This window comes from Psychrobacter sp. ANT_H3, from assembly GCF_027919975.1.
Taxonomy (GTDB): domain Bacteria; phylum Pseudomonadota; class Gammaproteobacteria; order Pseudomonadales; family Moraxellaceae; genus Psychrobacter; species Psychrobacter maritimus.
In genome coordinates, this window is record NZ_JAQISM010000019.1 from 94,318 (window position 1) to 119,092 (window position 24,775).

The 24,775-nt window shown below is 42.4% G+C and carries 23 protein-coding genes; 18 read left to right on the forward strand and 5 right to left on the reverse strand.

The window, feature by feature from the left end:
• Positions 1-29 precede the first annotated feature (29 nt).
• Positions 30-773 (reverse strand): elongation factor P hydroxylase, encoded by a 744-nt coding sequence (locus PG901_RS10480; RefSeq protein WP_271134373.1) that lies wholly within the window; start codon positions 771-773, stop codon positions 30-32.
• 251 nt (positions 774-1,024) lie between these two features.
• On the opposite strand from PG901_RS10480, the gene PG901_RS10485 reads away from it, so the two are divergent.
• From PG901_RS10485 to lysM, 6 genes are all read left to right on the forward strand, one after another.
• A complete protein-coding gene (locus PG901_RS10485) occupies positions 1,025-1,618 on the forward strand; it encodes a YceD family protein (RefSeq protein WP_271134374.1) in 594 nt (197 codons plus the stop codon).
• Between the two features lie 328 nt (positions 1,619-1,946).
• Positions 1,947-2,129: a 50S ribosomal protein L32 gene (rpmF, locus tag PG901_RS10490; RefSeq protein WP_079691010.1), complete on the forward strand. Its 183-nt coding sequence runs from the start codon at positions 1,947-1,949 to the stop codon at positions 2,127-2,129.
• 419 nt (positions 2,130-2,548) lie between these two features.
• Positions 2,549-3,517, forward strand: coding sequence for an ACP S-malonyltransferase (fabD, locus tag PG901_RS10495; RefSeq protein ID WP_271134375.1), 969 nt, complete (start codon positions 2,549-2,551; stop codon positions 3,515-3,517).
• Entirely contained in the window at positions 3,508-4,242 is a 735-nt protein-coding gene (fabG, locus tag PG901_RS10500; RefSeq protein WP_265088596.1) for a 3-oxoacyl-ACP reductase FabG, read from the forward strand. The genes fabD and fabG overlap by 10 nt, the downstream gene beginning before the upstream one ends.
• Before the next feature lie 283 nt (positions 4,243-4,525).
• Complete coding sequence (gene acpP / locus PG901_RS10505; RefSeq protein ID WP_025652201.1) at positions 4,526-4,762, forward strand: acyl carrier protein; 237 nt, start codon at positions 4,526-4,528, stop codon at positions 4,760-4,762.
• A gap of 340 nt (positions 4,763-5,102) precedes the next feature.
• Entirely contained in the window at positions 5,103-5,612 is a 510-nt protein-coding gene (lysM, locus tag PG901_RS10510; RefSeq protein ID WP_201562638.1) for a peptidoglycan-binding protein LysM, read from the forward strand.
• Between the two features lie 117 nt (positions 5,613-5,729).
• On the opposite strand, the gene queG is transcribed toward lysM, so the two are convergent.
• Complete coding sequence (gene queG / locus PG901_RS10515; protein WP_271134376.1) at positions 5,730-6,977, reverse strand: tRNA epoxyqueuosine(34) reductase QueG; 1,248 nt, start codon at positions 6,975-6,977, stop codon at positions 5,730-5,732.
• 193 nt (positions 6,978-7,170) lie between these two features.
• On the opposite strand from queG, the gene PG901_RS10520 reads away from it, so the two are divergent.
• Complete coding sequence (locus tag PG901_RS10520) at positions 7,171-8,964, forward strand: NAD(P)H-hydrate dehydratase (RefSeq protein WP_271134377.1); 1,794 nt, start codon at positions 7,171-7,173, stop codon at positions 8,962-8,964.
• A 57-nt stretch (positions 8,965-9,021) separates the two neighbouring features.
• Here the strand turns inward: PG901_RS10520 and PG901_RS10525 are convergent, their stop codons facing one another.
• Entirely contained in the window at positions 9,022-9,522 is a 501-nt protein-coding gene (locus PG901_RS10525; RefSeq protein WP_201562632.1) for a DUF4124 domain-containing protein, read from the reverse strand.
• Positions 9,523-10,366: 844 nt separating this feature from the next.
• Here PG901_RS10525 and PG901_RS10530 point away from each other — a divergent pair.
• The 8 genes from PG901_RS10530 (at position 10,367) to PG901_RS10565 (ending at position 19,359) form a co-directional block, all read left to right on the forward strand.
• The gene (locus tag PG901_RS10530; protein WP_201562782.1) at positions 10,367-12,199 is read left to right on the forward strand and encodes an acetolactate synthase 3 large subunit; all 1,833 of its coding nucleotides are present in this window, start codon (positions 10,367-10,369) and stop codon (positions 12,197-12,199) included.
• Complete coding sequence (gene ilvN / locus PG901_RS10535) at positions 12,199-12,696, forward strand: acetolactate synthase small subunit (protein ID WP_183621152.1); 498 nt, start codon at positions 12,199-12,201, stop codon at positions 12,694-12,696. The genes PG901_RS10530 and ilvN overlap by 1 nt, the downstream gene beginning before the upstream one ends.
• Positions 12,697-12,859: 163 nt before the next feature.
• Positions 12,860-13,876 (forward strand): ketol-acid reductoisomerase, encoded by a 1,017-nt coding sequence (ilvC, locus tag PG901_RS10540; protein WP_201562628.1) that lies wholly within the window; start codon positions 12,860-12,862, stop codon positions 13,874-13,876.
• 266 nt (positions 13,877-14,142) lie between these two features.
• Entirely contained in the window at positions 14,143-14,568 is a 426-nt protein-coding gene (locus tag PG901_RS10545) for a hypothetical protein (RefSeq protein ID WP_271134378.1), read from the forward strand.
• 368 nt (positions 14,569-14,936) lie between these two features.
• Positions 14,937-15,149 (forward strand): cold-shock protein, encoded by a 213-nt coding sequence (locus PG901_RS10550; protein WP_057758834.1) that lies wholly within the window; start codon positions 14,937-14,939, stop codon positions 15,147-15,149.
• Positions 15,150-15,997: 848 nt separating this feature from the next.
• Positions 15,998-16,747 (forward strand): electron transfer flavoprotein subunit beta/FixA family protein, encoded by a 750-nt coding sequence (locus PG901_RS10555; protein ID WP_201562624.1) that lies wholly within the window; start codon positions 15,998-16,000, stop codon positions 16,745-16,747.
• A 139-nt stretch (positions 16,748-16,886) separates the two neighbouring features.
• Positions 16,887-17,819: an electron transfer flavoprotein subunit alpha/FixB family protein gene (locus tag PG901_RS10560; protein WP_201619957.1), complete on the forward strand. Its 933-nt coding sequence runs from the start codon at positions 16,887-16,889 to the stop codon at positions 17,817-17,819.
• A gap of 331 nt (positions 17,820-18,150) precedes the next feature.
• On the forward strand, positions 18,151-19,359 hold the full coding sequence (locus tag PG901_RS10565) for a cupin-like domain-containing protein (protein WP_271134379.1): 1,209 nt from the start codon (positions 18,151-18,153) through the stop codon (positions 19,357-19,359).
• 112 nt (positions 19,360-19,471) lie between these two features.
• On the opposite strand, the gene PG901_RS10570 is transcribed toward PG901_RS10565, so the two are convergent.
• A complete protein-coding gene (locus PG901_RS10570) occupies positions 19,472-20,266 on the reverse strand; it encodes a TrmH family RNA methyltransferase (RefSeq protein WP_271134380.1) in 795 nt (264 codons plus the stop codon).
• 114 nt (positions 20,267-20,380) lie between these two features.
• Positions 20,381-21,364 (reverse strand): class 1 fructose-bisphosphatase, encoded by a 984-nt coding sequence (locus tag PG901_RS10575; RefSeq protein WP_201624022.1) that lies wholly within the window; start codon positions 21,362-21,364, stop codon positions 20,381-20,383.
• A gap of 428 nt (positions 21,365-21,792) precedes the next feature.
• Between PG901_RS10575 and PG901_RS10580 the strand changes: the two genes are divergently transcribed.
• Genes PG901_RS10580 through PG901_RS10590 form a run of 3 tightly spaced genes read left to right on the forward strand, consistent with a single transcriptional unit; the run spans position 21,793 to position 24,688 of the window.
• Positions 21,793-22,866 carry an aspartate carbamoyltransferase catalytic subunit gene (locus tag PG901_RS10580; protein WP_201619961.1) on the forward strand — a complete coding sequence of 358 codons (1,074 nt, stop codon included), beginning with the start codon at positions 21,793-21,795 and terminating at the stop codon, positions 22,864-22,866.
• Between the two features lie 60 nt (positions 22,867-22,926).
• A complete protein-coding gene (locus tag PG901_RS10585) occupies positions 22,927-24,138 on the forward strand; it encodes a dihydroorotase (RefSeq protein WP_442966889.1) in 1,212 nt (403 codons plus the stop codon).
• Positions 24,131-24,688: a DUF2127 domain-containing protein gene (locus tag PG901_RS10590; protein WP_271134381.1), complete on the forward strand. Its 558-nt coding sequence runs from the start codon at positions 24,131-24,133 to the stop codon at positions 24,686-24,688. Before PG901_RS10585 ends, PG901_RS10590 begins: the two co-directional genes overlap by 8 nt.
• Positions 24,689-24,775 lie beyond the last annotated feature (87 nt).

Consider the following 24,775-nt stretch of genomic DNA (forward strand, 5'->3'; position numbering starts at 1 on the left):
GCAAATATGAGGTGAGCAGTATTGTGCAACTAAGCAGCGCTACAGATAGTCAATAATGCCTGCAATAACGTTTTGGCATCACGCGGTAGCGTATGAGGCTCAGCAATATAGGCTTTGGCTTGTTGATAGACATCATAAGCAAAGGTGCTAGCGCTGGTATCAAAGTCTGCAAATAGATTGTCCTGTGAGACTTGAAAATTACGCCCGCAAGCCAAGCTAAACAAACACTCCAGTGCCTGTGGTTTAATCTCTACACGCTCAAATGCCTGCTGCTGCGCTGCCGTGCGTCCATCAGGCGCATACCAGTAGCCAAAGTCGCTCAAGCTCCTACGCTCGCTACCAGTGAGGCTCCAGTGACTACATTCATGCAATGCACTTTGAAAGAAACCATGGGCAAATTCAATACGTGCTGGCTGATTGTCTTTGGCAGGAAAATACTCTGGTTCGCCCGCGCCGCGCACTAAGATAACTTCTTGATCCGCAAACAAGGTATTGAATAAACTTATCAGCCAATCAGTCGCTGCTTCTTCATTTTTATCATTAGAGATATTTGCACTTTGTGCATCTATGATTGGCTTGTCAGGAAAGGGTTTTGTATGTTGAGCACAGATAATCTGCTGCCATTGCTCCGCCAGTGCTTTTAGCTGCGGTTTTTTTTGAATATTATCATTGGGTTTTTTACTGTCTAATGCCCGAAGACGTTTTAGTAAACGTTTGGCGTCAGGCGCAGAAAGTAAGTGAGAAAAATCAGGATCAATAACAGGCGATATCATATTAAAATAGTAACCAAGTAAGAGATTTATGGCGCTTTATACAGGCACAATAGAGTCACGCCGATAAAACAAAGCAAGAGGTAACCCGTTTGCGAAAATTAGTGTACAACAATTAGCATCAAAACCAGTGCTATAACTATTACTAAAGTTAGTGCCAAAAAATCTTAACATACTAGCGCTAGCGCTAATCCATGCTTTCCGTTAGTATGGCAGGCAATATTATACACCGTTTTTGATGAATGAGGCCGCGCATGTCAAGCACCCCAACAAACAAGCCCTCAGCGCTTCAGGCTGATAAAGCATCAGCCCCTACGTCAGCGAATCTGCCAGAACATATCTCCTTAAGTAAATGGGAAGACAGTGGTTTTGAATGGGTAGGGCAAGTCGCACCGCGCTCTTTTGAGCGTCTTAATGCCTTACTGACGACCGAGCATCTACAGTCAGACCTTCAGATTAAAGCCAATCTTTATCGCCGTAATAATGTTTTACATCTCTCTTTTACCTTAACCGGTGAGATATGGTTAACTTGCCAGCGTTGTTTGCAACCGATTGCGATTGATTTGACCGATGATTATGATATCGCATTGCTCGATAATGAAAGCCAAGTGCGCTTGGTCGGTGAAGAGCAGGATTATTTATTGCTTGATGAAATTATCACTGAGCCGGCTCCTGAGCGTTTATTACCGCTTAAAAAACTGGTCGAAGATGAGATTTTATTGAAAACGCCTATGGCACCAAAGCATGATGATTGCGAGATGAGTGTTGAGCAATTTGGTGAAATACCAGAAGAAGAAGAAAATGAAAATCCTTTTGCGGCGTTAGCTTCGTTAAAAGGTAAGTTGTAGTCGTATAATTTGCAGTATGGGCAAAATTAATGGCGGCTTTATACCTTTTATCAGCTTTCTGCAGAAGAGTGGAAAGCAGGGCTTTATTAATTCGCGAAACATGCGTATAATGTCCCGTTTATTGCATTCTAGCAACCTGCCGCTGGCAGAGAGAAGCTGACCTTGCAAACGAACTATAGATTTTAGACGTAGTCAGCACTTTAATACGTGTGGCAATCTATTTAACTAATGATGCGTAAGACTTAGGTTGTTGTGATTATATAGCCTCTGTCAGTATCGATTAAAGCTGAATTTCAAGCTTATCCCTTTTAAGTATAGGAGCTATATCATGGCTGTTCAAAAAAGTCGTAAAAGTCGTTCTCGTCGTGACATGCGCCGTTCACATCATCGTATGGAAATCGCTGAGTTAAGCATCGACGCCACCACTGGTGAAAAGCATCGCCGTCATCACATGACTAAAGATGGTTTCTATCGTGGTCGCCAGTTGTTTAAAGTTAGTCAAGACGCTTAAGTTATTTGCTAATTGATGGTTGATGCAAAATGATGATAGTTCCGATAACTATCTATGATTTTACACAGTTATTATTGGGCAAGCAGTTTGAGCAAACGAAAGCCAAGTTATTTCGCTATCATATATTATGTAGCTAGATAACTTGGCTTTTTGTTATTCGTTTTTTAACAGTAATTCATTTTAAGTAGTAAATATTATAAATTTAAGCAGTAAATATTATAAATAAACCGTTTTACGCCATTGGCTTGTTGGCAGCTATGCTAATGGCCTGCGTCAGTGTATAGTTTAACCACCGTTAGCTGTCTTAAAGGAATAATGATAGCCATCACTTTATATCATAAATCTTCTAATTGTTTTCTAATTCTATAATGCACCCCATTAATTTAGGGGTATTTCCAATTAAATAAGGAATATTGGTTATGGCCTCTGTACCCGATATGATAAAGAAACAACCCACTCGCATCGCAGTCATGTTCCCAGGACAAGGCTCGCAAGTCGTCGGAATGCTGAGTGAGCTTGCTGAAACCTATCCTGAGATTCGTGATACCTTTGCTGAGGCGAGTACGGCGCTTGGTGAAGATTTATGGGAAATTTGTCAGGATGAAGACAAGCTTAATCAAACCCAATACACACAGCCGGCTTTATTGACTGCTAGTATCGCTGTGTGGCGCATTTTACAACAAAAAATAAAAGACAAGCCTTGTTACCTAGCGGGTCATTCGTTAGGGGAATATAGCGCCCTTTGTGCGGCTGGTGTGATAACGCTTGCTGATGCCGTCAAGCTGGTGCATAAACGTGGCCAATTGATGCAAGAGGCGGTGGTTGGTATTGATACCGCAATGGCAGCCGTACTAGGTCTAGAAGACCACCGGGTTGAGAACTTGTGTGAACAAGCTACCGAGCATGTTGATGATGCCATTGTCGGGGCAGCAAACTTTAACAGTCCCGGACAAGTGGTGGTTTCAGGTAATGCCGCAGGCGTCAACGCCGTCATTGATAAAGTTCAAAATACTGGTAAAAAAGCCATTCCCTTAAAGGTCAGTGTGCCATCGCATTGTGCCCTTATGGAACCTGCAAGCAGTGCCTTGGCCGAAGAGCTAGCGGCTATTCAGTTTGATCAAGCGACTATTCCTGTGATTCAAAACCGTCATGCACGGGTCGAAACCAGTGCCACAGGCATCAAGCAGGCATTGACCGAGCAGTTAAGCGAACCTGTCCTATGGTCAAAAACCATGCAAGAGCTGGCGGATAAACAAATTAATATTTTAATCGAGTGTGGCAGTGGTAATGTCCTGAGCAATTTGGCCAAGCGTCAAGCGCATCCTATTGCCAGTTATCCTACCGACAAGCCCGCCCGTCTAGATAAGTTAATGGAGGTATTATCATGAGCCGTACGATTACATTAGTGACCGGTGCTAGCCGCGGTATTGGCAAAGCCGTTGCCAAACGTTTTGCCAAAGAAGGCCATTTTGTCATTGGCACCGCGACCACAGAGAAAGGCGCGGCACTTATTGATGATTATTTACACGATAGCGGCGGTATTGGTCGAGTATTAGACGTACGTGATACCGCGCAGATTGATAAGCTGTTTGAAGAGATTGAAAGCGTCTATGGCGCGGTACAAGTATTGGTCAATAACGCCGGTATTACCCAAGATGGCTTATTGATGCGCATGAAAGATGAAGATTGGGACAATGTGCTTGATACCAATTTAACCTCAGTTTATCGTATGAGCAAACGTGCGGTACGCGGTATGATGAAAGCGCGCCGTGGTCGTATCATCAATATCACCTCTGTTGTCGCCCAAATGGGCAATGCGGGCCAATCTAACTATGCTGCGACCAAAGCCGGTGTAGAAGGTTTTAGCCGTACGCTGGCGCGCGAGATTGGCTCAAGACAGGTGACCATTAACTGTGTCGCCCCAGGTTTGATTGAAACAGACATGACCGATGAGCTCGATGAGCGCTTACTAAATTCAATGCTCGATGCGGTGCCGATTAGCCGTCTTGGTCAGCCAGAAGATATCGCTGCAGCGGTCTCATTCCTAGCGAGTGATGAAGCCAGCTATATCACCGGTGCGATTATTCCGGTTAATGGTGGTATGTATATGTAGCATTAGGATTTATTATTCTAATTAAGCGTTACATACTTATAATAAAAAACTCTGTGAACGAGTGTAAACTATAATAAAGGGTGCTATAATGACGGATACTTTTTTGTCAAAGCCCTGTATGATAGCAAGGCTTTACCAGACATTAGTCAAAACGTATAATTGGTTATAGTGCACTCAGACAGCCATATTAATCTGAACATCCCATTTTATATATAATGCTATAGTGCCCAATACGGGACTATAGCAATTTGTCAAAATAATAGATCAAAAAGGAGAAATCTACATGAGTAATGATACCGAGCTAAGAGTTAAAGCTGCAGTAGCAGAACAATTGGGTATGAATGTTGAAGACATCAACAACGATGCATCATTTATGGAAGACTTAGGCGCTGATTCATTAGACCTAGTTGAATTGGTTATGTCATTTGAAAGCGATTTTGGCATCACTATTCCTGATGAAGATTCAGCAGAGCTAACCACGGTTCAAAAAGCGATTGATTACGTGCAAGCGCAGCTATAATTAGCGATTAGCTTAAACCGTTTGATATGACCGTTTATCTTGATAGATAAGCGGTTTTTTTTGCTTATTTTTTATAGCTTATTTTTATAAATATCGTCTGGCTACTATTATCGTCTTTCTTAATTTGCCGTAATAGCTTTTATACATTACTCGTTACCATTAACGATTACGTTAACATAAGCTACGCCAAATCAACATTACTCAACATACTATTACTATTCATCGCTGATGCCTTTGCTTATACTCATAATGGTAAACAAAAAAGGGTGGTAACCGCTAGGCGTTATCATCGTAAAAATAACCATGCATAATAATTAATAATATTTTAAGGAGCAGTTATATGGGTATGTTCAGTTTTGCAAAAGATATCGGTGATAAAATCTTTAACCGTGATGATGCCAAGCATGACGCTAAAGCAGAAACCAAAGCGGATGCCAATACTCCAGTACAAAGCAGTGAGCCTTCAGCTCAGTCTGTTGCCAATATTTTACTGCGTCGTATTCAGCAACAAAACCTGAATATCAGCGATTTAAAAATCAAATACAACGGCTCAACCGATACTGCTGAAATCAGTGGTAAAGCGAAAACACAAGCAGACCGTGAAAAAGCCATTATTGCTATCGGTAACGTGCAAAATGTTGCTAAAGTCATCGATAATATCGATATCGAAGAAGATGCACCTGAATCTACCATGTATACGGTAAAATCTGGTGATAGCTTGTCTAAAATCGCAAAAGACGTTTATGGTTCAGCGAACGATTATATGAAAATCTTCGAAGCCAATAAGCCGATGCTTTCTGAGCCAGATAAGATTTATCCTGGTCAAGTACTACGTATTCCTAAGCCATAAGATGATTTTGAATATTAAAATATAGACTTTTAAACATAAATATTTAAAGTTACACGCTAATAAAAATGCCTCTTACTAAAATAAGAGGCATTTTTTTTGGTATATTTGCTATAGAAGTTATGGCTTAGAACTTTCTGATTTTTCCTGCTGCTCTTTGATAGCCCAAGTAATATGCTCATCGAGCATGGCATTATGGATGCCCAGTTTTTGCTGAAGTTGAAAGGTTATTTCTGCGCTACCATCCGCATTGCCAAGAGCAATGGCAATATTACGTAAAAAATTCACGTAACCCGTGCGTCTCAGTGGGCTACCTTCGGTCTTCTTCATAAACTCTGCTTCCTGCCATTGCCATAGCTCAAGTAAACTGCTGCTATCAAGATTGTGCCTCGGCGCAAAGTCCTCTACCGATGTCAGGTTGGCGTAGCGATTCCATGGGCAAATAAGCTGACAGTCATCGCAGCCAAAGATACGATTACCAATGGCGCGGCGATATTTGGTGTCTATGATGCCATCGTGCTCAATGGTGAGATAAGAGATACAGGCAGAGGCATTAAGCTCGTAGGGCGCGATAATCGCTTGGGTAGGGCAGATGTCGATACAAGCGCTGCAGCTGCCACAATGCTCTTTGACTGGCTCATCATCGGGCAGCTCGAGGCTCATAAACAGCTCACCCAACACAAAAAATGAGCCAGCTTGTTTGTTGATGAGTAGGGTATGTTTGCCCGTCCAACCAAGACCTGCTGCGTCGGCAATAGGGCGCTCAAAGATAGGAGCAGAGTCACTAAAAGGTCTAAAAATAAAATCTTGCTCTGAGCCGATATTAAGATGCTGCCATTCAGGAAGCATGGCTTCGATTTTTAATGCCAATTGCTTAAGGCGACTACGCATTGTCTTATGATAATCACGGCCTCGAGCATAACGGGCGATGATACCTTGATTGGGATAAGCATTATCAGTGACCGCCCGCGGGATTGGAGTTTGGGTTAAATAATCCATGCGTACGCTGATGATGGTTTTCGCGCCTTCTACCAGCTGTTCGGGATGGGCACGCAAATGATGGTTATTATGCATAAACTGCAATTGCCCCTCATAACCTTTAGCTAGCCATTGCTGTAGTCGCTCAGTCTGCTGAACAAATAAAGGATGATGCACCGATAAAAAACCACAGTCAGCAAAGCCTAGAGCTTGGGATTGGGCTTTAATCCATTGCTTTACCTCGGCTGGCGTTGCAAAGGTTGGGGCATTATTAACATCAATTTTTGTTTGTCGTACATGATTGGGCGTAGTCGTCTGCGCTGCTAACGTCTGTGTGTTTGGCTCTATTGACTGAGACTGAGACTGAGTAGGTTGGGATTTGCTATTCATAGTGAGCTATAAATGATAATGTGAATAGCTGTATGATAAGCCAGTGAGCTAAGAGCGCAAGTAGCAAAATAAATAAATCTGGATTTATACTGATATCTAATCGAACCTAACATTTGAATAAGCTCATAGGGATGATACGTCATCCTATTATTAAAATAACAAAGCTATTAAATAAAATAAGCGAGAATCAACCATGCCAGTACCAGTCAATTTATTAGCAAATAGCACTATGCCTATTGCGCTGTATAACAGTAAACAACTTTATGCCATGGAGCAGGCATGGTTTACAGACGGGCATGATAGTTTTGGACTGATGAAACAAGCGGCATGGCAGATGGCACAGTATATTGCAGCGCTGTATGAGCAAAAATCCATCAATATTCATGAATCAGATAATATTGAATTTTACCGTCGTCCTGCTTATTCGCATCGAGTCAGCATTTGGGTGGGCAAGGGGAATAACGGTGGCGACGGTTGGCTGATTGCTTATTATTTGCAGCAAATGGGCTGGCAAGTAGAGATCATAGCCGTTGGTTTTGATAGTCATGAGTTTGAGATAGCTAATACAACGCAATGTCTTAATAAGGAAAGTGCGCTATCGGATGCACAAAAAGCGCTACAGATAGCGTTGTCTGCTAACTGCTCTTATCAGCACTTTGAAGACAGTAATTATAATGACAATAACAATAACAATAACAATGAGAAAGTAAATAAGCAGTGGCAAGCGGATGTTTATATCGATGCGCTATTCGGTATTGGTTTAGATCGCGCGCCTACAGATATTTATAAGCAGGCAATTTGCGCTTTTAATGCTGCTATTCAGGATGATAGTGCTTTGGCGATTGCGGTTGATATTCCCAGCGGATTGGTTGCTTCTACGGGTCAAGTATTCGACCAAATAGCGGTGCAAGCTGATGCGACACTATGCTTAATTGCGCGTAAATTTGGTTTGCATACTAAAGATGGTATGGATTATAGCGGAGAAGTGATGGATATACCGCTGATACCGTATCAAATAGATAGTGAGGCATTTAAGCCAGTTGCCAAATTAATGACGACTGCGCATGCTTTAAATCCTCGTCGGCAAAACAGCTATAAAGGCAGCTATGGACATGTATTAATCATTGGTGGTAATCGTATTGATGGCTCCCAAGGGATGGGCGGTGCCGCTATCCTTTCAGCATCGAGTGCGATGGCAACAGGGGCTGGTAAAATTACTGTCGCCTGTCACGAGGCATTTCATGGGGCGCTATTAACGTCGTTACCAGATGCAATGACGATGAATTTACATGATACCGATGGGGTAAAAAACCTTATCAATGAAGCCAGTGTGATGGCTATCGGTATGGGACTAGGCCGTGATCAGAAAGCAAAAGCAGTGTTTATCACTTATATTGAAGCTGCGATAAGAGAAGGTAAGCCGATAATCATTGATGCGGATGGTCTGTATCATTTGGCAGCATTACAACTCGATGAGCATCAACTGGTAGCGAAGTTAAAAGAGCATAGTGCTAAGCATCAGGTTTGTTTCACCCCGCATAGTGGTGAAGCCGCTAAGTTATTAAATAAAAAGATTAGTGAGCTAGAAGCTGATAGGTTAGCAGCGATAAAACAGTGTGCCAAGATATATGGTGGAGATTGGGTATTAAAAGGCGCAGGGTCGTTAATTTTGGAACAGGATAAAGCAGAGCATCATGTTTATGTTTGCGGCGTCGGTAACGCTGGCATGGCAAGCGCTGGCATGGGCGATGTGCTATCAGGTGTGATTGCAGGTCTACTAGCTCAAGAAGATTTAAACCAAGCAGCGCGTAGTTTGCACCAAGCGGTGCTTCTTCATGGATTGGCAGGAGACTGCTTAGTCAAACAAACGGGGAAATTAAAAAGTATGACCAATAATGATAGGTCATTATTGGTCGGTCAACGAGGCTTACAAGCGCAAGATATGCCCGCTGCTATTCGTCATGTTATGCAATTGATTACTAAATAACTAATAACGGATAAGCATTAAATAGAGCGGTGCTAACATTGTTAAAAATAATTAAAATTAGGTCTTGGCGCCATTACAATATTGGTTGATGGCTTGCTGTACGCGCTCACGCTTTAGCTCAATTTCACGGCCATCTAAATATTGACGTTTACCGTTGGCATCCATCTCATAAATACGTCCGCCAACATTGAGGTTGGTCAAATTGTTACGTAATGACTGGCAACGCTGGGCATTGGCCTGCGCCTCTTGCTCTTTGATACGCGCCTCTAACTGCGCAACCCGCTGTTCTTCTGCGCTTTGTGGTGCCGCTTGGTTGGCTTCAGTTTTACCAGCTAATTGCCCAGCGTTACTTTGTCTACCATCACTGCGAAATTCAATCACTTCGATATTTCTGCCATCTTGCGGGGCATGTTGGCTGTATTTTACCTCACCATGCGCGCCGATAGACTTATAAACCTGAATGGCATGACTGGCATTGATTGGTAGCATGAGCATACACGCCGTGCTGATACTCATAAGCAGTTTGGCAGCGGTATTTATCGTAGACGCATATGCCATGGTAACAACCCTCTTAATAGGTAAAAAACGGATATATTTATCAGTTAAGGATAATATTTAAACGTCTTAATAACAATATAAATACATTAGTGTTTGATTCTAGCAAATAATACTTATAAATGTACATTATTTAATAACTAATAGTTAGGGTTAGGGTTTAGAAGTTTTTCTTGACAATGGTGCCCAAACCACCGAATATAATAGCAGTTGATTGGTCAGTGAGCGGCTTTTATGATATTGCCGTGGCACTTGAAAATAAGGACTAGCGGTTGCTTATCAGTAGCTCGCTTAGCTGTATTTTCTTTGTGACAAGAATATAAAACAGATGGTCATTATCGCAATGGTTATCAGATGCTATATTTATTGTCTCCGGACTTATCCGTCTACAATGACTAAGATAAACTTATTATTAGTGTGTTTGCTAAGATTTGGCTGTAGTAAAAATAGGGCATAATGTGTGGCTGTAACATTTACTCATTAAACAGGTTATAAGATTTAGCGATCCTATAACGTGTCACCATTTTGAGATTTGTTTTTCATGCGCTATCGATTTATTTATTACTAGCGTAAGCTCGTATTCATCACAAATAATAAGCTTCTTTTATAGATGCATTCGCATCTTGTCACTTGTCTATCGATAAACTCCTGTCACAATACTGACCTTACATATATTGCTGTGTTTGAGTGGCTTGCTGTCTTATAAAACAGCGTTACTTAAATATAGTGGGCACACATTCTTGATATGGACAAGGATTCGTATTTATTTTAAGAGCCAGACAACCCTATGTAAATATCGTGGTTTTCTCTTATAAATAAACGCCAATACTTGCCACAAAAAAAGGTGATGACAGTGACGCAAACCACGCAAAGTCCGAATATGACTGGACATACCCAAACGGGTAATGCCGCCAAAAATTTTGAAGAGAAGCAACAACGCCTTGCTGAAGGTAGCGATCAGCCTGTGATGCTATCTGGCGCTGAGATGTTGGTACAATCACTCACCGATGAAGGGGTCAAATATATTTTTGGCTACCCAGGCGGTGCTGTTCTGCATATTTATGATGCCTTGTTTCAACAAGAGAATATCGAGCATATTTTAGTACGTCATGAGCAAGCAGCCGGTCATATGGCAGATGCTTATTCGCGAGTCACAGGTCAGACAGGGGTGGTCTTAGCGACTTCAGGTCCGGGCGCTACCAACACGGTGACGGCTATTGCCACTGCCTTTATGGATTCTGTGCCGATGGTGGTCATCGCAGGTCAGGTACCTAGTAGCCTAATCGGTGAAGATGCCTTCCAAGAAACCGATATGGTTGGTGTATCGCGTCCTATCGTGAAGCATAGCTTTCAAGTGCGCCATGCTAGCGAAATTCCTATGATTGTCAAAAAAGCCTTTTATATTGCCCAGTCTGGACGCCCCGGTCCTGTGGTCATCGATGTGCCAAAAGACATGACCGCGCCTAGCGAGAAATTTGCTTATGAATATCCGAAAGAGGTATTTATACGCTCATATCAGCCGTCATTAAAAGGTCATAGTGGTCAGATTAAAAAAGCGGTTGAAACGCTGCTTGCTGCTAAGCGCCCGATCATTTACTCTGGTGGCGGGGTCGTTTTAGGTAATGCACATAAAGAGCTGACTCATCTTGCGCATCGCTTGAATTTACCAGTAACCAATACCCTAATGGGCTTGGGTGCCTTTCCTGGCTCTGATAGTCAGTTCTTAGGTATGCTTGGTATGCATGGCACGTATGAAGCCAACATGACCATGCATCATGCTGACGTCATCTTGGCAATTGGGGCGCGTTTTGATGACCGCGTGACCAACAATGTCAAAAAATTCTGTCCGAATGCGACGATTATTCATATTGATATTGATCCTACGTCTATTTCAAAAACGATTAATGCGCATATTCCGATCGTGGGCGATGTCAAATCTGTCCTTACCGATATCATAGAGATTGTCGGTGATGATAAAGAGCTAGAACAACATGCATTGTTAGATTGGTGGTCACAAATTAACGAGTGGCGTAAGCGTCATGGCCTGCGTTATGACACCAGCACTGACAATGGCATTAAGCCACAAGCGGTCGTGCAAGCTTTAGATAAAGTGACTAATAGTAACGCGATTATCACCAGTGACGTCGGTCAGCATCAGATGTTTGCGGCGCTTTACTATACCTACAATGAGCCGCGTCAATGGCTAAACTCAGGTGGTCTTGGTACCATGGGCGTTGGCCTGCCATACGCAATGGCGGCGAAGCTTGCCAATCCTGAGCGCGACGTGGTTTGTATTACCGGTGAAGGCTCTATTCAGATGAATATCCAAGAGCTCTCAACCTGCCTACAGTATAATTTGCCAGTTAAAATATTAAACCTAAATAACGCCCAGTTAGGTATGGTAAAACAGTGGCAAGACATGCTGTATGAAGGTCGTCACGCACAGTCCTATATGAATTCATTACCGGATTTTGTCAAATTGGCCGAAAGCTATGGTCATGTCGGTATTAAGATTACTGATCCTGCGACTATGGAAGCACAGTTGGCGGAAGCCATGGCCATGACAGATAAATTGGTATTTATCGACGTTTATGTCGATCGTAACGAGCATGTGTATCCGATGCAAATCGCTGGGCAAGCGATGCGTGATATGTGGTTAACAAAAGGGGAGCGTACCTAATGCAACAACAACATCTGATTTCGGTATTGATGGAAAACGAAGCGGGTTCGTTGTCGCGAGTGGTTGGTTTGTTCTCTCAACGTGGCTACAACATCGAAACTTTGAACGTTGCCCCAACAGACGATCCGAGTATTTCTCGCTTAACGTTAACCACTATTACGTCACCTGAAAAAATTGAACAAATCACCAAGCAATTGCATAAATTGATTGAAGTGGTTAAAGTGCTTAATCTATCAGATAACGTACACGTTGAACGCGAGCTTATGCTAATCAAAGTACGAGCGACAGGCGGTGTACGTGAAGAGATTAAACGTAGTGCAGATATTTTCCGCGCACAAATCGTTGATGTAAATTCAAACCTTTATACCATTCAAATCGTCGGTGACAAAGCCAAGCTTGACGGCTTTATCGATGTGATTGGCCGCGAACGTATCATGGAAGTCGTGCGTTCGGGTGTGATTGGTATTGCACGCGGCGAAAAAACGCTAAGCTTATAATCAGCGTTTATTGCAAAATATACGGTTTTAAGCTTGGTATTTTAAACTTATTTATTCAACACTTAACATAGCGCTTATATGGCAAATCACTTTACGACAGTGACTGTAATCTAGGCGTTTATTTATCCATGGCCCGCCATGATTGAGGAAAAGGACTCTACTTATGAACGTTTATTATGATAAAGACTGTGATCTATCGATTATCCAAGGCAAAAAAGTTGCTATTATCGGTTACGGTTCACAAGGCCATGCACACGCACTTAACCTACAAGATTCAGACGTCGATGTGACCGTTGGTCTACGTGCCAACTCTGGCTCATGGAAAAAAGCGGAAAACGCTGGTCTAAAAGTTGCGGAAGTAGAAGAAGCGGTAAAAGCTGCTGACGTCATTATGATTTTGACACCTGATGAGTTCCAAAAAGAGCTCTATCAAAATGAGATTGAACCAAATATCAAAGAAGGTGCAACATTGGCTTTCGCTCATGGTTTTGCGATTCATTATAACCAAGTCGTTCCACGTAGCGATCTTGACGTTATTATGGTTGCGCCTAAAGCACCAGGCCATACTGTACGCTCAGAATTTACCAAAGGCGGCGGTATCCCAGATTTGATCGCTATCTATCAAGACGCATCAGGTCAGGCTAAGCAGTTAGCCTTGTCTTATGCTGCTGGTGTTGGTGGTGGTCGTTCAGGTATCATCGAAACCACGTTTAAAGATGAAACTGAAACTGACTTATTTGGTGAGCAAGCGGTACTTTGTGGCGGCGCTGTTGAGCTAGTAAAAATGGGCTTTGAAACCCTAACAGAAGCAGGCTACGCACCAGAAATGGCTTACTTTGAGTGCTTACATGAGCTAAAGCTTATCGTAGACCTCATGTATGAAGGCGGCATCGCTGACATGAACTACTCAATTAGTAATAACGCTGAATACGGCGAATATGTGACTGGTCCTGAAGTGATCAATGAGCAATCACGTGAAGCCATGCGTAATGCGCTAAAACGCATCCAATCTGGCGAATACGCAAAAATGTTCATCAGTGAAGGCGCAACCAACTACCCATCAATGACTGCACGTCGTCGTAACAACGCTGAGCATCAAATTGAAGTGACTGGTGCTAAATTGCGCGGCATGATGCCTTGGATTGGCGGCAACAAAATCATCGATAAAGACAAAAACTAATTGGCTAGTGAGCGATTAGGTAATTAATCGCTCATCTAGAATTTAAAACCCGTGCTATCACTTGATGGCACGGGTTTTTTAATAGCTATTATTTCAATAAGCTAAGTAAGGTTTTCATGTCAATTGCTTTAATATTGGTTGAAAACGCATCATCTCTGCCTCATATAGACAGCCTTCATCATTTTTATCAATGACTTTGTCTTATTTAAAGCGTTATTTCATGTCGCTTCTTATTCTTATTTTTTCTTGATTACAGGTTGTCTGTTGTGCAAATACCAAATCCTAACTGGCTAACGCCGCAATTCGCATATATTACTCTGAGCGCTATCGTGGCTGTTTTGATATGGATAGAGGGGGAGATGCTCAAAAGCAATCAGGGTAAGTTGCCAAAGTCAAAATTTTTCCAAATCAGCTCCTTGATTGATAGCGCTTGGTTTTTTGTCTCGACAGTTGCCTTATATGTCATCGATCTAGCGCCATTAGCGCTCGCAGTTCCGGTTGCTTATAGTATCTATACTATTTATGGCTGGATATACGGCACACGGCTACTCAAACGTAAAGGCATACCCGATTCACCGAAAGACTTGGTGGTTCCAGCTAAGTACATCGCTTATAGCCAATCGTTTTCCTTGATATTTTTTGCTCTATGTCTACTGGTATTATCGTCACCATGGCTACCGTTACCGCAATAGATATCGAGTTAAATAGTTAATTTATTAATTTTATCATTAAGAAAAACGTGATGAGTGTTCGTTATAGTTTGCTAAATAACAACAAATAGTTATGAAAATCAATAGCTTAGATAGATTAACGTCATCCTAACCATTCCCTTTACATAAGAAGTGAATTATTTACAAAAAAAAGTAATTTAACCTGTTGCAGTTGAGAAAAGCTGTTATAATCAGCTTGTACTCAGAGGATTTGAGGCAAGAACAGATAGTATATCTTCTAGATATATCAAGGGTTTAAGCCGACGCATTCAGCAGAAAATACTTGAGTATATATCAATTAATCGGTGATGACACACGTCTCGCCAACAGTTAAAGAGTTAGGAAAATTTATGTCAGATAAAGTTGAAGGCACTGTAAAGTGGTTTAATGAAGCTAAAGGTTTTGGTTTTATCGCTCAAGACAATGGCGGACAAGACGTATTCGCTCACTACAGCGCTATCCAAGGTAACGGTTTCAAAACTCTAGCCGAAGGCCAAAAAGTGTCTTTCATCTTAGGTGATGGCAAAAAAGGCCCACAAGCTGAGCAAATCGAAGCTATCTAATCTTACTGATTATTGAGTCATACTGATTTATCAGTTTACTTAATAGCGAAAGATTATTAATAAGCATTGATTCCTTTGTTTGTTAAAACAATAAAAATACTGTTTAGACTTTAAAAAAAAGCAACCTCTCATCAGGTTGCTTTTTTTATGCAATTTTTCTAAGAAAATAGACTAAATATTTAATATCACTAAGCTTGTTCTCATTGATTTTAAATACAATATAGGCGATCCGCTGTAAAATGAACACAGAGCTACTGGTATTAAGTTTGCGCAGCCTCTGTCTGCGTAGGCACAGCAAGCAAGGAAAATGAATACCAGTAGCGCATTATAATACTTGTACTTATTTTATTTAGGACTGACTATAGTAGGTTTTAAATGTAATAGAAGCTTAAATCAAGAGATAATTATCCAGTTAAGTGATTCGTAAAGCATAGAAAGCATGATAAATATTGTACTGCTGACGGCTTTTAATAAGATAAATGGTTCATTTATGTGCTTATAGACGCTTTTTGCAACAGTGGTGACAAATTTATGACGCATTATTCACGGCGTTGCCTTGACCTTAGCACTGTGCTCACGCAAGATAGATGGGTCTGATAATTACGGTTGGCTTAGCTTTAACAGGTTTTAATATTTTACTTTTAAATTTTGATTATTGGTAAAAAGCAAGTATTATGCCAAGACACTTTTGGTGATTGGCTTATGAGTGTTTAGTTAAAATTTCTGTTACTGTAGTAATAACCTTTAGTGGTATTTTGAACGACGATTTGAACAACAGTTTGAAAAAGATGAACCCCTGGTTCTTAACTGGCAATTTTTAATTCATAACATTAATAAACGAGGAACGTATGAAAGCATTAGTAGCGGTCAAGCGTGTCATTGATTACAACGTAAAAGTTCGTGTAAAAGCTGATAATTCTGGCGTAGATTTATCTAACACTAAAATGTCAATCAACCCTTTTGATGAAATTGCTGTTGAAGAAGCGGTTCGTCTAAAAGAGGCGGGCGTGATTGATGAAATCATTGTGGCATCAATTGGTCCAAAAGAGTCACAAGAGCAGATTCGTGCCGCTTTAGCATTGGGTGCTGACCGTGGTGTCTTGGTAGTGACTGACGCAAAACCTTATCCACTACAAATCGCTAAAATCCTAAAAAGTATCGCAGAGGCTGAATCTACCGATATTATCCTGTTGGGTAAGCAAGCTATTGATGATGATAATAACCAAACCGGTCAGATGCTAGCGGCATTGATGGGTATCGGTCAGGGTACGTTTGCGTCAGAAGTGAAAGTTGATGGCGGTAAAGTAAATGTCACTCGTGAAATCGACGGTGGTTTACAGACTCTAGCGCTTGACCTACCAGCGGTTATTACCACTGACTTACGTTTGAATGAGCCACGTTATGCTAAATTGCCTAACATCATGAAAGCGAAGAAAAAGCCACTTGATGAGAAAACGCCTGCTGATTTTGGTGTTGATATGGCATCTAAGCAAGAAATTATCAAAGTCGTGCCACCTGCTGAGCGTAAAGCTGGTATCAAAGTGGGTTCAGTTGACGAGTTGGTCGATAAGCTAAGAAATGAAGCAAAAGTTATTTAATTGTTAATACTTTGTTACGGCATATCCTGTGCAACGTTATGAGGTCTGAGTAGTTTAATATTTAAGCTAAATGGATAAATAACGCTGTACACAAACAACCGCATGAATAGATGATACGAATAAATAAAGGACAAAAACAATGGCAATTTTGGTATATGCAGAACATGACAATGCCAGTCTAAAAAAGGCAACTTTAAACACGATCGCTGCTGCTAAACAAATGGGCGATGATGTCCATGTATTGGTGGCGGGTAGTGGCGCACAAGCGGTAGCTGATGAAGCCGCTAAAGCCGCAGGCGTGACTAAAGTATTATTAGCAGACAATGCCGCTTATGAGCATCAATTGGCTGGTAACGTTGCACTATTGGTTGCTGATATTGCTGGTGATTATAGCCATATCCTTGCACCTGCTACCACCACTGGTAAGAACTTTATGCCACGTGTGGCAGCTTTACTTGACGTGAGCATGTTGTCAGAAATCTCAGCTGTAGTAGACGCGCAAACGTTTGAGCGTCCTATCTATGCAGGTAATGCCACGGCAACGGTTAAGACCACAGAAGATAAAGTCGTTATGACAGTACGTACCACAGCGTTTGACCCAGTAGCAAGTGAAGGTGGTTCAGCGACTGTTGAAACTATCGACAACGTACAAGAGACTGGTAAAGCAAGCTTTGTTAATGAAGAGATGGCCAAATCTGACCGTCCTGAATTAACTTCAGCAGGCATCGTTGTTTCTGGTGGTCGTGCCCTAGCAAATGGTGAAAACTTCACTAAATACATTGAACCATTAGCTGACAAGCTTGGTGCTGCTGTTGGTGCATCACGTGCTGCTGTTGACGCAGGCTATGTACCAAACGATATGCAGGTCGGTCAAACGGGTAAAATCGTGGCACCGCAGCTTTATATCGCGGCTGGTATCTCAGGCGCTATTCAGCATTTGGCTGGTATGAAAGATTCTAAAGTCATCGTTGCTATCAATAATGACCCAGAAGCGCCCATCGCTAGCGTTGCTGATTACTTCTTAGAAGCTGATTTGTTTGAAGCGTTACCTGAGCTGACTAGCAAGATTTAGTTCTTAACGGTTAAGTATTTTATATTGCTTAATCTATGAGAGTTTTGAAGGCCTTCGGTTCAATGAATCGGAGGCTTTTTTTATGTAAAAATTCAAATCCTCATAACGGTCTATACTTCGACATTTAATTTTGATTCTATTAGCCTATCCACTATGATAGACTAAAATTTAGTCTATCAATTTAGCAGGATTTTGGATAAATAGCTTTATCATAGCGCCCGCGGGCTAAGTGATAGTCAGGTGATTGTTATGAATATATTCTCGTGAGAGGCTACTCATAACTGGATGCTATAGACCAATGAATTAGTACATAAGGGATTAGGAGATACTAATGAGTGCAGGATTAAACGCGGCAGTACACTTACCTCAAGAATGGCATGAGTGGGTCGCGACGAATATAATACGCGGTGTTCAAACAGAGACAATCATTGAGACATTAAAGAGCAATCGCTTTTCAGATGCTCAGATCAAAGCCGCTCTCAATGACGAGTTAGAGCCAGTGGCGAATGACAGCAAGCAACCCATTCGTAGGCTGCCGAATAATTGGAAAGAATGGGTCGCTACTAATCTACTTGAGGGAACGAGCAAAAGCAGTATCGCGAACGTATTGGTGCAGCAGGGATTTAGTGAGGCAGAGATTGCCCTAGAGGTACAGACGGCTTTAAAAAGTCCCTATTTGCGAGCGGGTATAAAGGCTGCCAAAACGCTAAAAAAGCGAGAATGGCTACTTGAAACTTGTGATCACTTGGCTAGATTGGATGCCGGTTACAACCAACAGCTCGATGTCATCGATACGCCAGCGTTTGAGACCTTTATTAGAGATTATTATAGTAAGCACAAGCCTGTAGTACTTAAAAAAGGCATTGATCATTGGCCTGCTCTTAAAAAGTGGAGTCCACAATACTTTGCTGAGGTTTTAGGGGATGCAAAAATTGAGGTGCAGTTCGATCGCGAAAATGATACGCTTTTTGAGCGGCATTCTGATAAGTATCGCAAATCGATGCTGATGTCTGAATTTGTCAATATGATAGAAAATGACGGTGAAAGTAATAACTATTATATGACTGCCAATAATACGCAACAAAACGTTGAAGCCATCAGACCAGCACTTGATGATATCGGTGATTTTGGTGAGGGCTACCGCCAGCTTTTAGACAGTGATGCAGCCTTTAGTACGTATTTTTGGATGGGACCCAAAGGTACTTTTACGCCGCTACATCATGACTTGACTAACAATATGTTGGTTCAAGTGTATGGCTCTAAGAAGGTTACTTTGATTCCAGCTTGGCAAGTGCCTTGGCTCTATAATGATTTGCACGTGTATAGTGAAGTAGATTTTCCCAATTTTGATTTGAAAAAACATCCATTGATGCAGCATGTGACCCCAGTTGAAGTTACTATTGATGCAGGTGATGCGTTATTTATTCCTATTGGGTGGTGGCATTGCGTAGAAGGGCTGGATAAATCTATTAGCATCAGCTTCACCAACTTTAATGCACCAAATAACTATGCTGAAAGCTTTAAAAAAGCACAGAGTTGAGAGGCAGGATTAAAAAACCGAGCTTACTCTTAAACTAAAAATGACTGATAACGCAAAATAGTGCTATCAGTCATTTTTTAATAAGTGCTTATCAATATATCCAACATTAATGCTAAGTATATTTTCTCTGGCGCAGCGTCTCATATAAGCATAATGAGCCAGCAATGGCGACATTAAGACTTTCTTGGCCATTAGGCTGCGGTAGAGCGATAGGGGTGGCGCACTGCATCAGCTCATCACATACGCCTTGGCCTTCATGCCCCATAATCCAAGCAATAGGTTGCTTTAAATCGTGTTGATAAATGACGGTATCTGTATGCGAGCTGGTCGCAAATAGCGGCGTTTGCACATAATCCAAAATATCTTGCACACTGAGATCTTCATAAATGGTTAGGGCAAACTGTGCGCCCATACCTGCTCTGAGCGTCTTTGGTGACCATGCTTGCGCGGTACCACTGGTACATAGGATATTACGTATGCCAACTGCGGCGGCAGTGCGCAACAGCGTGCCAACATTACCGTTATCTTGTACATCATTAAGAATAAGACAATCGTCACTAATGGCCGCTAAGCTGGGCGTTGGTATAGTAATCAGCGCCATAATGTCGATACCCGTACCTAAACTACGAATACTCTCATACAGGGCATCTGACAAAGTCAAAATAGGCGTGTAGGTTGGCAGTCGCGTCAAAATCTGCTGAACCTCAGGATGCTGATGCGCTGAGTCTGCAAGGAGTATTTGCACGAACGGGTAATCGCTACGCAGCGCCGCATCGATTAGATGCACACCCTCAATGACGGTTTGACCTTGCTTTTTGCGTTGGCGCGCTTGCGTTAATAACCCTTTGACAAGCTTGACGGTCGTATTTTTATCTGAGGTAATAAGCTCGGTGGGATTTGCTACCATAATGGATCGCTTAGAAAAAATAAAAAGTTTAAACCGTCATTATAAGGCCTATCAATATAAGGTATATCGATTATATCGCTTTATAATGACGGTTAGCAGATTGGCGCGGCTGAATTATTTATCAGTATAATTTACATGTAGGTTTTTAACATACTCGACTTCGTTTTTGCTACCAAGTACCACAGGGACACGTTGGTGAATATCGGTTGGTGCTATATCCAAGATACGATTGACCGCGTCAGTAGCAGCGCCGCCAGCACGCTCAATCAACAAGCTCATCGGATTGGCTTCATACATAAGGCGTAGCTTGCCCGCTTTATTGGCGTCTTTAGTATCAAAAGGATAAGTGAAAAGCCCGCCGCGACATAAAATACGATGCACATCACCGACCATCGCCGCCACCCATCGTGTATTAAAATCGCGGCCACGAACACCAGTTTTGCCAGCGATGAGCTCGTCGATATATTGTTGCATCGGCGCGCGCCAGTAACGATAGTTTGAAGCATTGATAGCGTATTCGCTGGTATCAGCATCGATGGTGACATTTTCTTCTATCAGCACATAGTCATTGGTATCAGGGTCTAAGCTAAACATCACAACATTATCAGTAATAGTCAGCGCCAATACCGTAGAGGTGCCATATAGCAAATAACCGGCGGCTAGCTGTTGGTTGCCCGCTTGTAAGAAGTCGCTATTCTCACTGGTTTGACCTTGGCGTTGGTACGGTAGGATAGAGAAGATGGTACCGACGGCCATATTAATATCGATATTTGATGAACCATCAAGCGGGTCAAACAATACCAATAAACTGCCATCGGCATTAGCAGGGGTGGCATCGTCGAGCTCTTCTGAAGCGACGCCCGCACAATGGCTGTTTTTTGCCAAAGCGTCTAATAATAAATCATTAGCCAACACGTCGAGTTTTTTCTGCTCTTCACCTTGGACGTTTTGATTGCCCGCTTCACCCAAGATATCTGCAAGCGCCCCTTTTCTTAATAACTGTGAGATGGTCTTACCGACATCAGTCACGGTAGTAATCACGTCATTGAGTGCAGGGTTGCTTGCATGAGCGTTTAGATAGTTTGCTAAGGTTGTCATAATGCTTCCTGATAAAGGCTATTGAAATGAATATGATTTAAAATAAAGGCTGGTAAATTTAAAGAACAAATGAGCGTTTGAGAAATATTTTAGCTCGTACTTAATGCCCTTAAATCTGGTAAATTTTTAAATACCCCACACGGCATCTTTGTCCTGACCACAAAATCAGCTACACTAGCGCTATTATTATTTATTTATCGTTTGGATAAGCGGATTTTAATGATGGTTATGACAGGTCTATGGCTATTACCCAAGAAGATGACAAATGCTGTTTTTTGCGGTGTTATGTCTATCACTGCCACTGGGGTAAATTGTAGCAAATAAGTGCCAAAATGTCCTTGTCTCTGTGCTTATCGACCATAAATCGCCAAAAAATGCATCAATGATGCTTAGCAAATCATATAAACCAACAATAAAGACCTGCCATTATGTCAAATTCTATCGATAGTCGCTCAACCCAGACCGTCTCGCCAACGGATTACGCTAAATTCGACCCTGATACCATTCATCAAAAGCTTAATAGCTCGTTAAGTCTTCCGCAGCTTAATAACGATGGTAGCATTCGCCATTTCTTAGGGGTAGAAGGGCTTAATAAGGCGCAGTTGCAGGCAATTATTGCCAAAGCTGAGACGTTTTTTGATGAAAATGGGCAGCTGATTAACCGTCCTGAGCTCGAAGGCTATACGGTGATGAATTTATTTTTTGAACCGTCAACGCGTACCCGTACAACCTTTGAAGTCGCTGAAAAGCGTCTTGGTGCCAATGTGTTAAACATCGATATCGAACGCTCTAGTACCAAAAAAGGCGAAAGCTTGCGCGATACGCTGTGGAATCTGCAAGCGATGACGGCAGACATCTTTGTGGTACGGCATTCAGCGTCAGGCGCGGCCCATTTTATGGCAACCGAAGTGACGCCGGATATTGCTATTATCAATGGCGGTGATGGCTGGCATGCGCATCCAACCCAAGGGATGCTCGATATGCTGACCATTCACCGTGAAGCGCCGCGCCCATTTGAAGAATTGTCAGTGGCTATCGTTGGTGATATTAAGCATTCACGGGTCGCACGCTCTGATATCAGTGCCCTGCAAACGTTAGGCGTGAAAGACATTCGCGTCTGCGCGCCGCGTACCTTGTTACCTAAAGGTATTGAGCGTTTTGGCGTACAAGTGTATGAAAATATGAATGACTGTGTCACGGACTGTGATGTCATTATGGGATTAAGAATACAAAATGAGCGTATCGGCTCGCCGCTACTGGCGTCGTCGAGTGAGTATTATAAGCACTATGGTATTACGCCTGAGCGGCTGGCGCTGGCTAAACCTGACGCCTTGGTGATGCACCCAGGGCCGATGAACCGCGGTGTTGAGATTGCCTCAAGCGTCGCCGATGGGGCGCAGTCTGTGATTTTAAAGCAGGTAAATAACGGTATCGCTATTCGTATGGCGGTCTTGTCACTGGCAATGGAAGGTCAGCGCGCCCATCAAGCCGCAAGTAAATAATCCTCTGCTGCGCTGTTTTATATTTATTTATCCCATTTTATTGATACGGTAATAACGCTCATGACCACTATGTTAAATACGGATGCACCGATAATTAACCATCTTCCTCAAGCATTTAAAGACGCACTACCAAGCGGGGCAACAGATAAATTAGCTGCAGTTGCAGCGGGCGGTGAGATGTGGCTGCTACCACCTTTGGTTGATTTGTGCGCGCGCCTACGTGAACCGGGACAACAACAACACGGTACGTTAGAGTCAGAAGGACGCGCTGCCCGTGGCAATGGTTTTTTGCATGTGGTGATTCCGCCTGATACCAATCCTATTTTAGAAAACGGCTCGCTGTTAAAAGGCTTGCGTGAGCGGGCGCTTGGTGATGGCGGTATTTATTTGCATATTTTAGGTGCGTTGACCGCAGGCTTAGAAGGCGAGCGCCCATCAAATATCGCTGGGCTTAAAAAAGGCGGCTGTATCGCGGTATCTAATGCGCGTCGACCTTTTCGCAATGACCTAGTATTACTGCGTACCTTGGAATATGCGGCTACTTTTAATATGAAAGTGTTCTTTTATCCTGATGAGCCAAGTTTGTCTGGTGATGGGGTGGCACATGAAGGTTATATCGCCTCATATCATGGTCTGCAAGGGATTCCTTGGATTGCTGAAACCGTCGCCTTATCAACACAGTTATTGATGGTGGAAGAAACGGGTATTGCAGCACATTTTAGCCAGTTATCTTGTAAGTCTTCGATTGAGCTGATGCGTTGGGCAAAGGATAAAGGGCTGCCGGTGACTTGTGATGTGGCGATGCATCAGCTGTATTTAACCGATGATAATCTAAAAGGCTTTAATGCCCAAGCTTATGTGCTACCACCGCTGCGTAGTAATACCGATCAGCAAGCTATCCGCCGCGGGCTAACAGATGGCACCATTGATGCGATTTGTAGCCATCATGAGCCGCTAAATAGTACCGCTAAAAAAGCACCCTTTGCTGAGAGTACGCCCGGTATCTCAAACTTTGATACCTTTATGGCGCTGGCATGTCAGTTGGTACGTGATGAAGTACTAACGCTTGAGCAGCTGGTCGATAAAATATGCCTCAATCCAGCAAAAATTGCTGGTATTAATGATCAGTATGAAAGTATCGGCGGCGCAGTATTGGTCGATCCAAATATCGAATGGCAAGTGACCACAGAATCCATGCTGTCAAATGGTAAAAATACGCCATTCTTTAATCAGCAATTGCAAGGCCGCGTTGTGGAGACTTTCTTTGGCTAACTTGCCCCGACAGGATGATAATCTGCAACCATCCTCGAAGGATAACGACCGAAATTTAACCAGCCAGCAGCATAAACCGCACAGTAGTGCTAGTACCTCTAGCGAATCTATTAAAGCGGTCGCAATATATGAGGTGGTCAAAGGTGTTGGTGCGCTATTAGGGGCGGGAGCTTTATGGTCATGGCATACTGACTTTGAGCATTGGCTTACGACAGCGACCGCTTCTTGGCAACAGAGCTTTGGACAGCTACTGGCACCGCAAGTTGATAGTGCGGTGCGCATTGCTCAGCAGGCAAGCAAAAATTGGCCAGTATTTTTATTGTTGATTTTTGCTTATGCCAGTCTACGCTTTCTTGAAGCCTATGGTCTATGGCAAGACAGAACGTGGGCATATTGGTTTGGGGTGTTAGGCTACGGGATATTTATTCCTATCGAGCTTTATTATCTGTTTGCAAGCCCGTTTGATTGGTTTAAGCTTGCTCTCTTACTATCCAATATTATTATTGTGATCGTGGTTTATCGTAATATGAAGCGCAAAGGTTTGATATAACTAGGCTGCTATAAAAATGAATAAACGCGTTCCATAGACCTAAAAAAGCCAGTATAAGCGATGATACTTATACTGGCTTTTATTTTA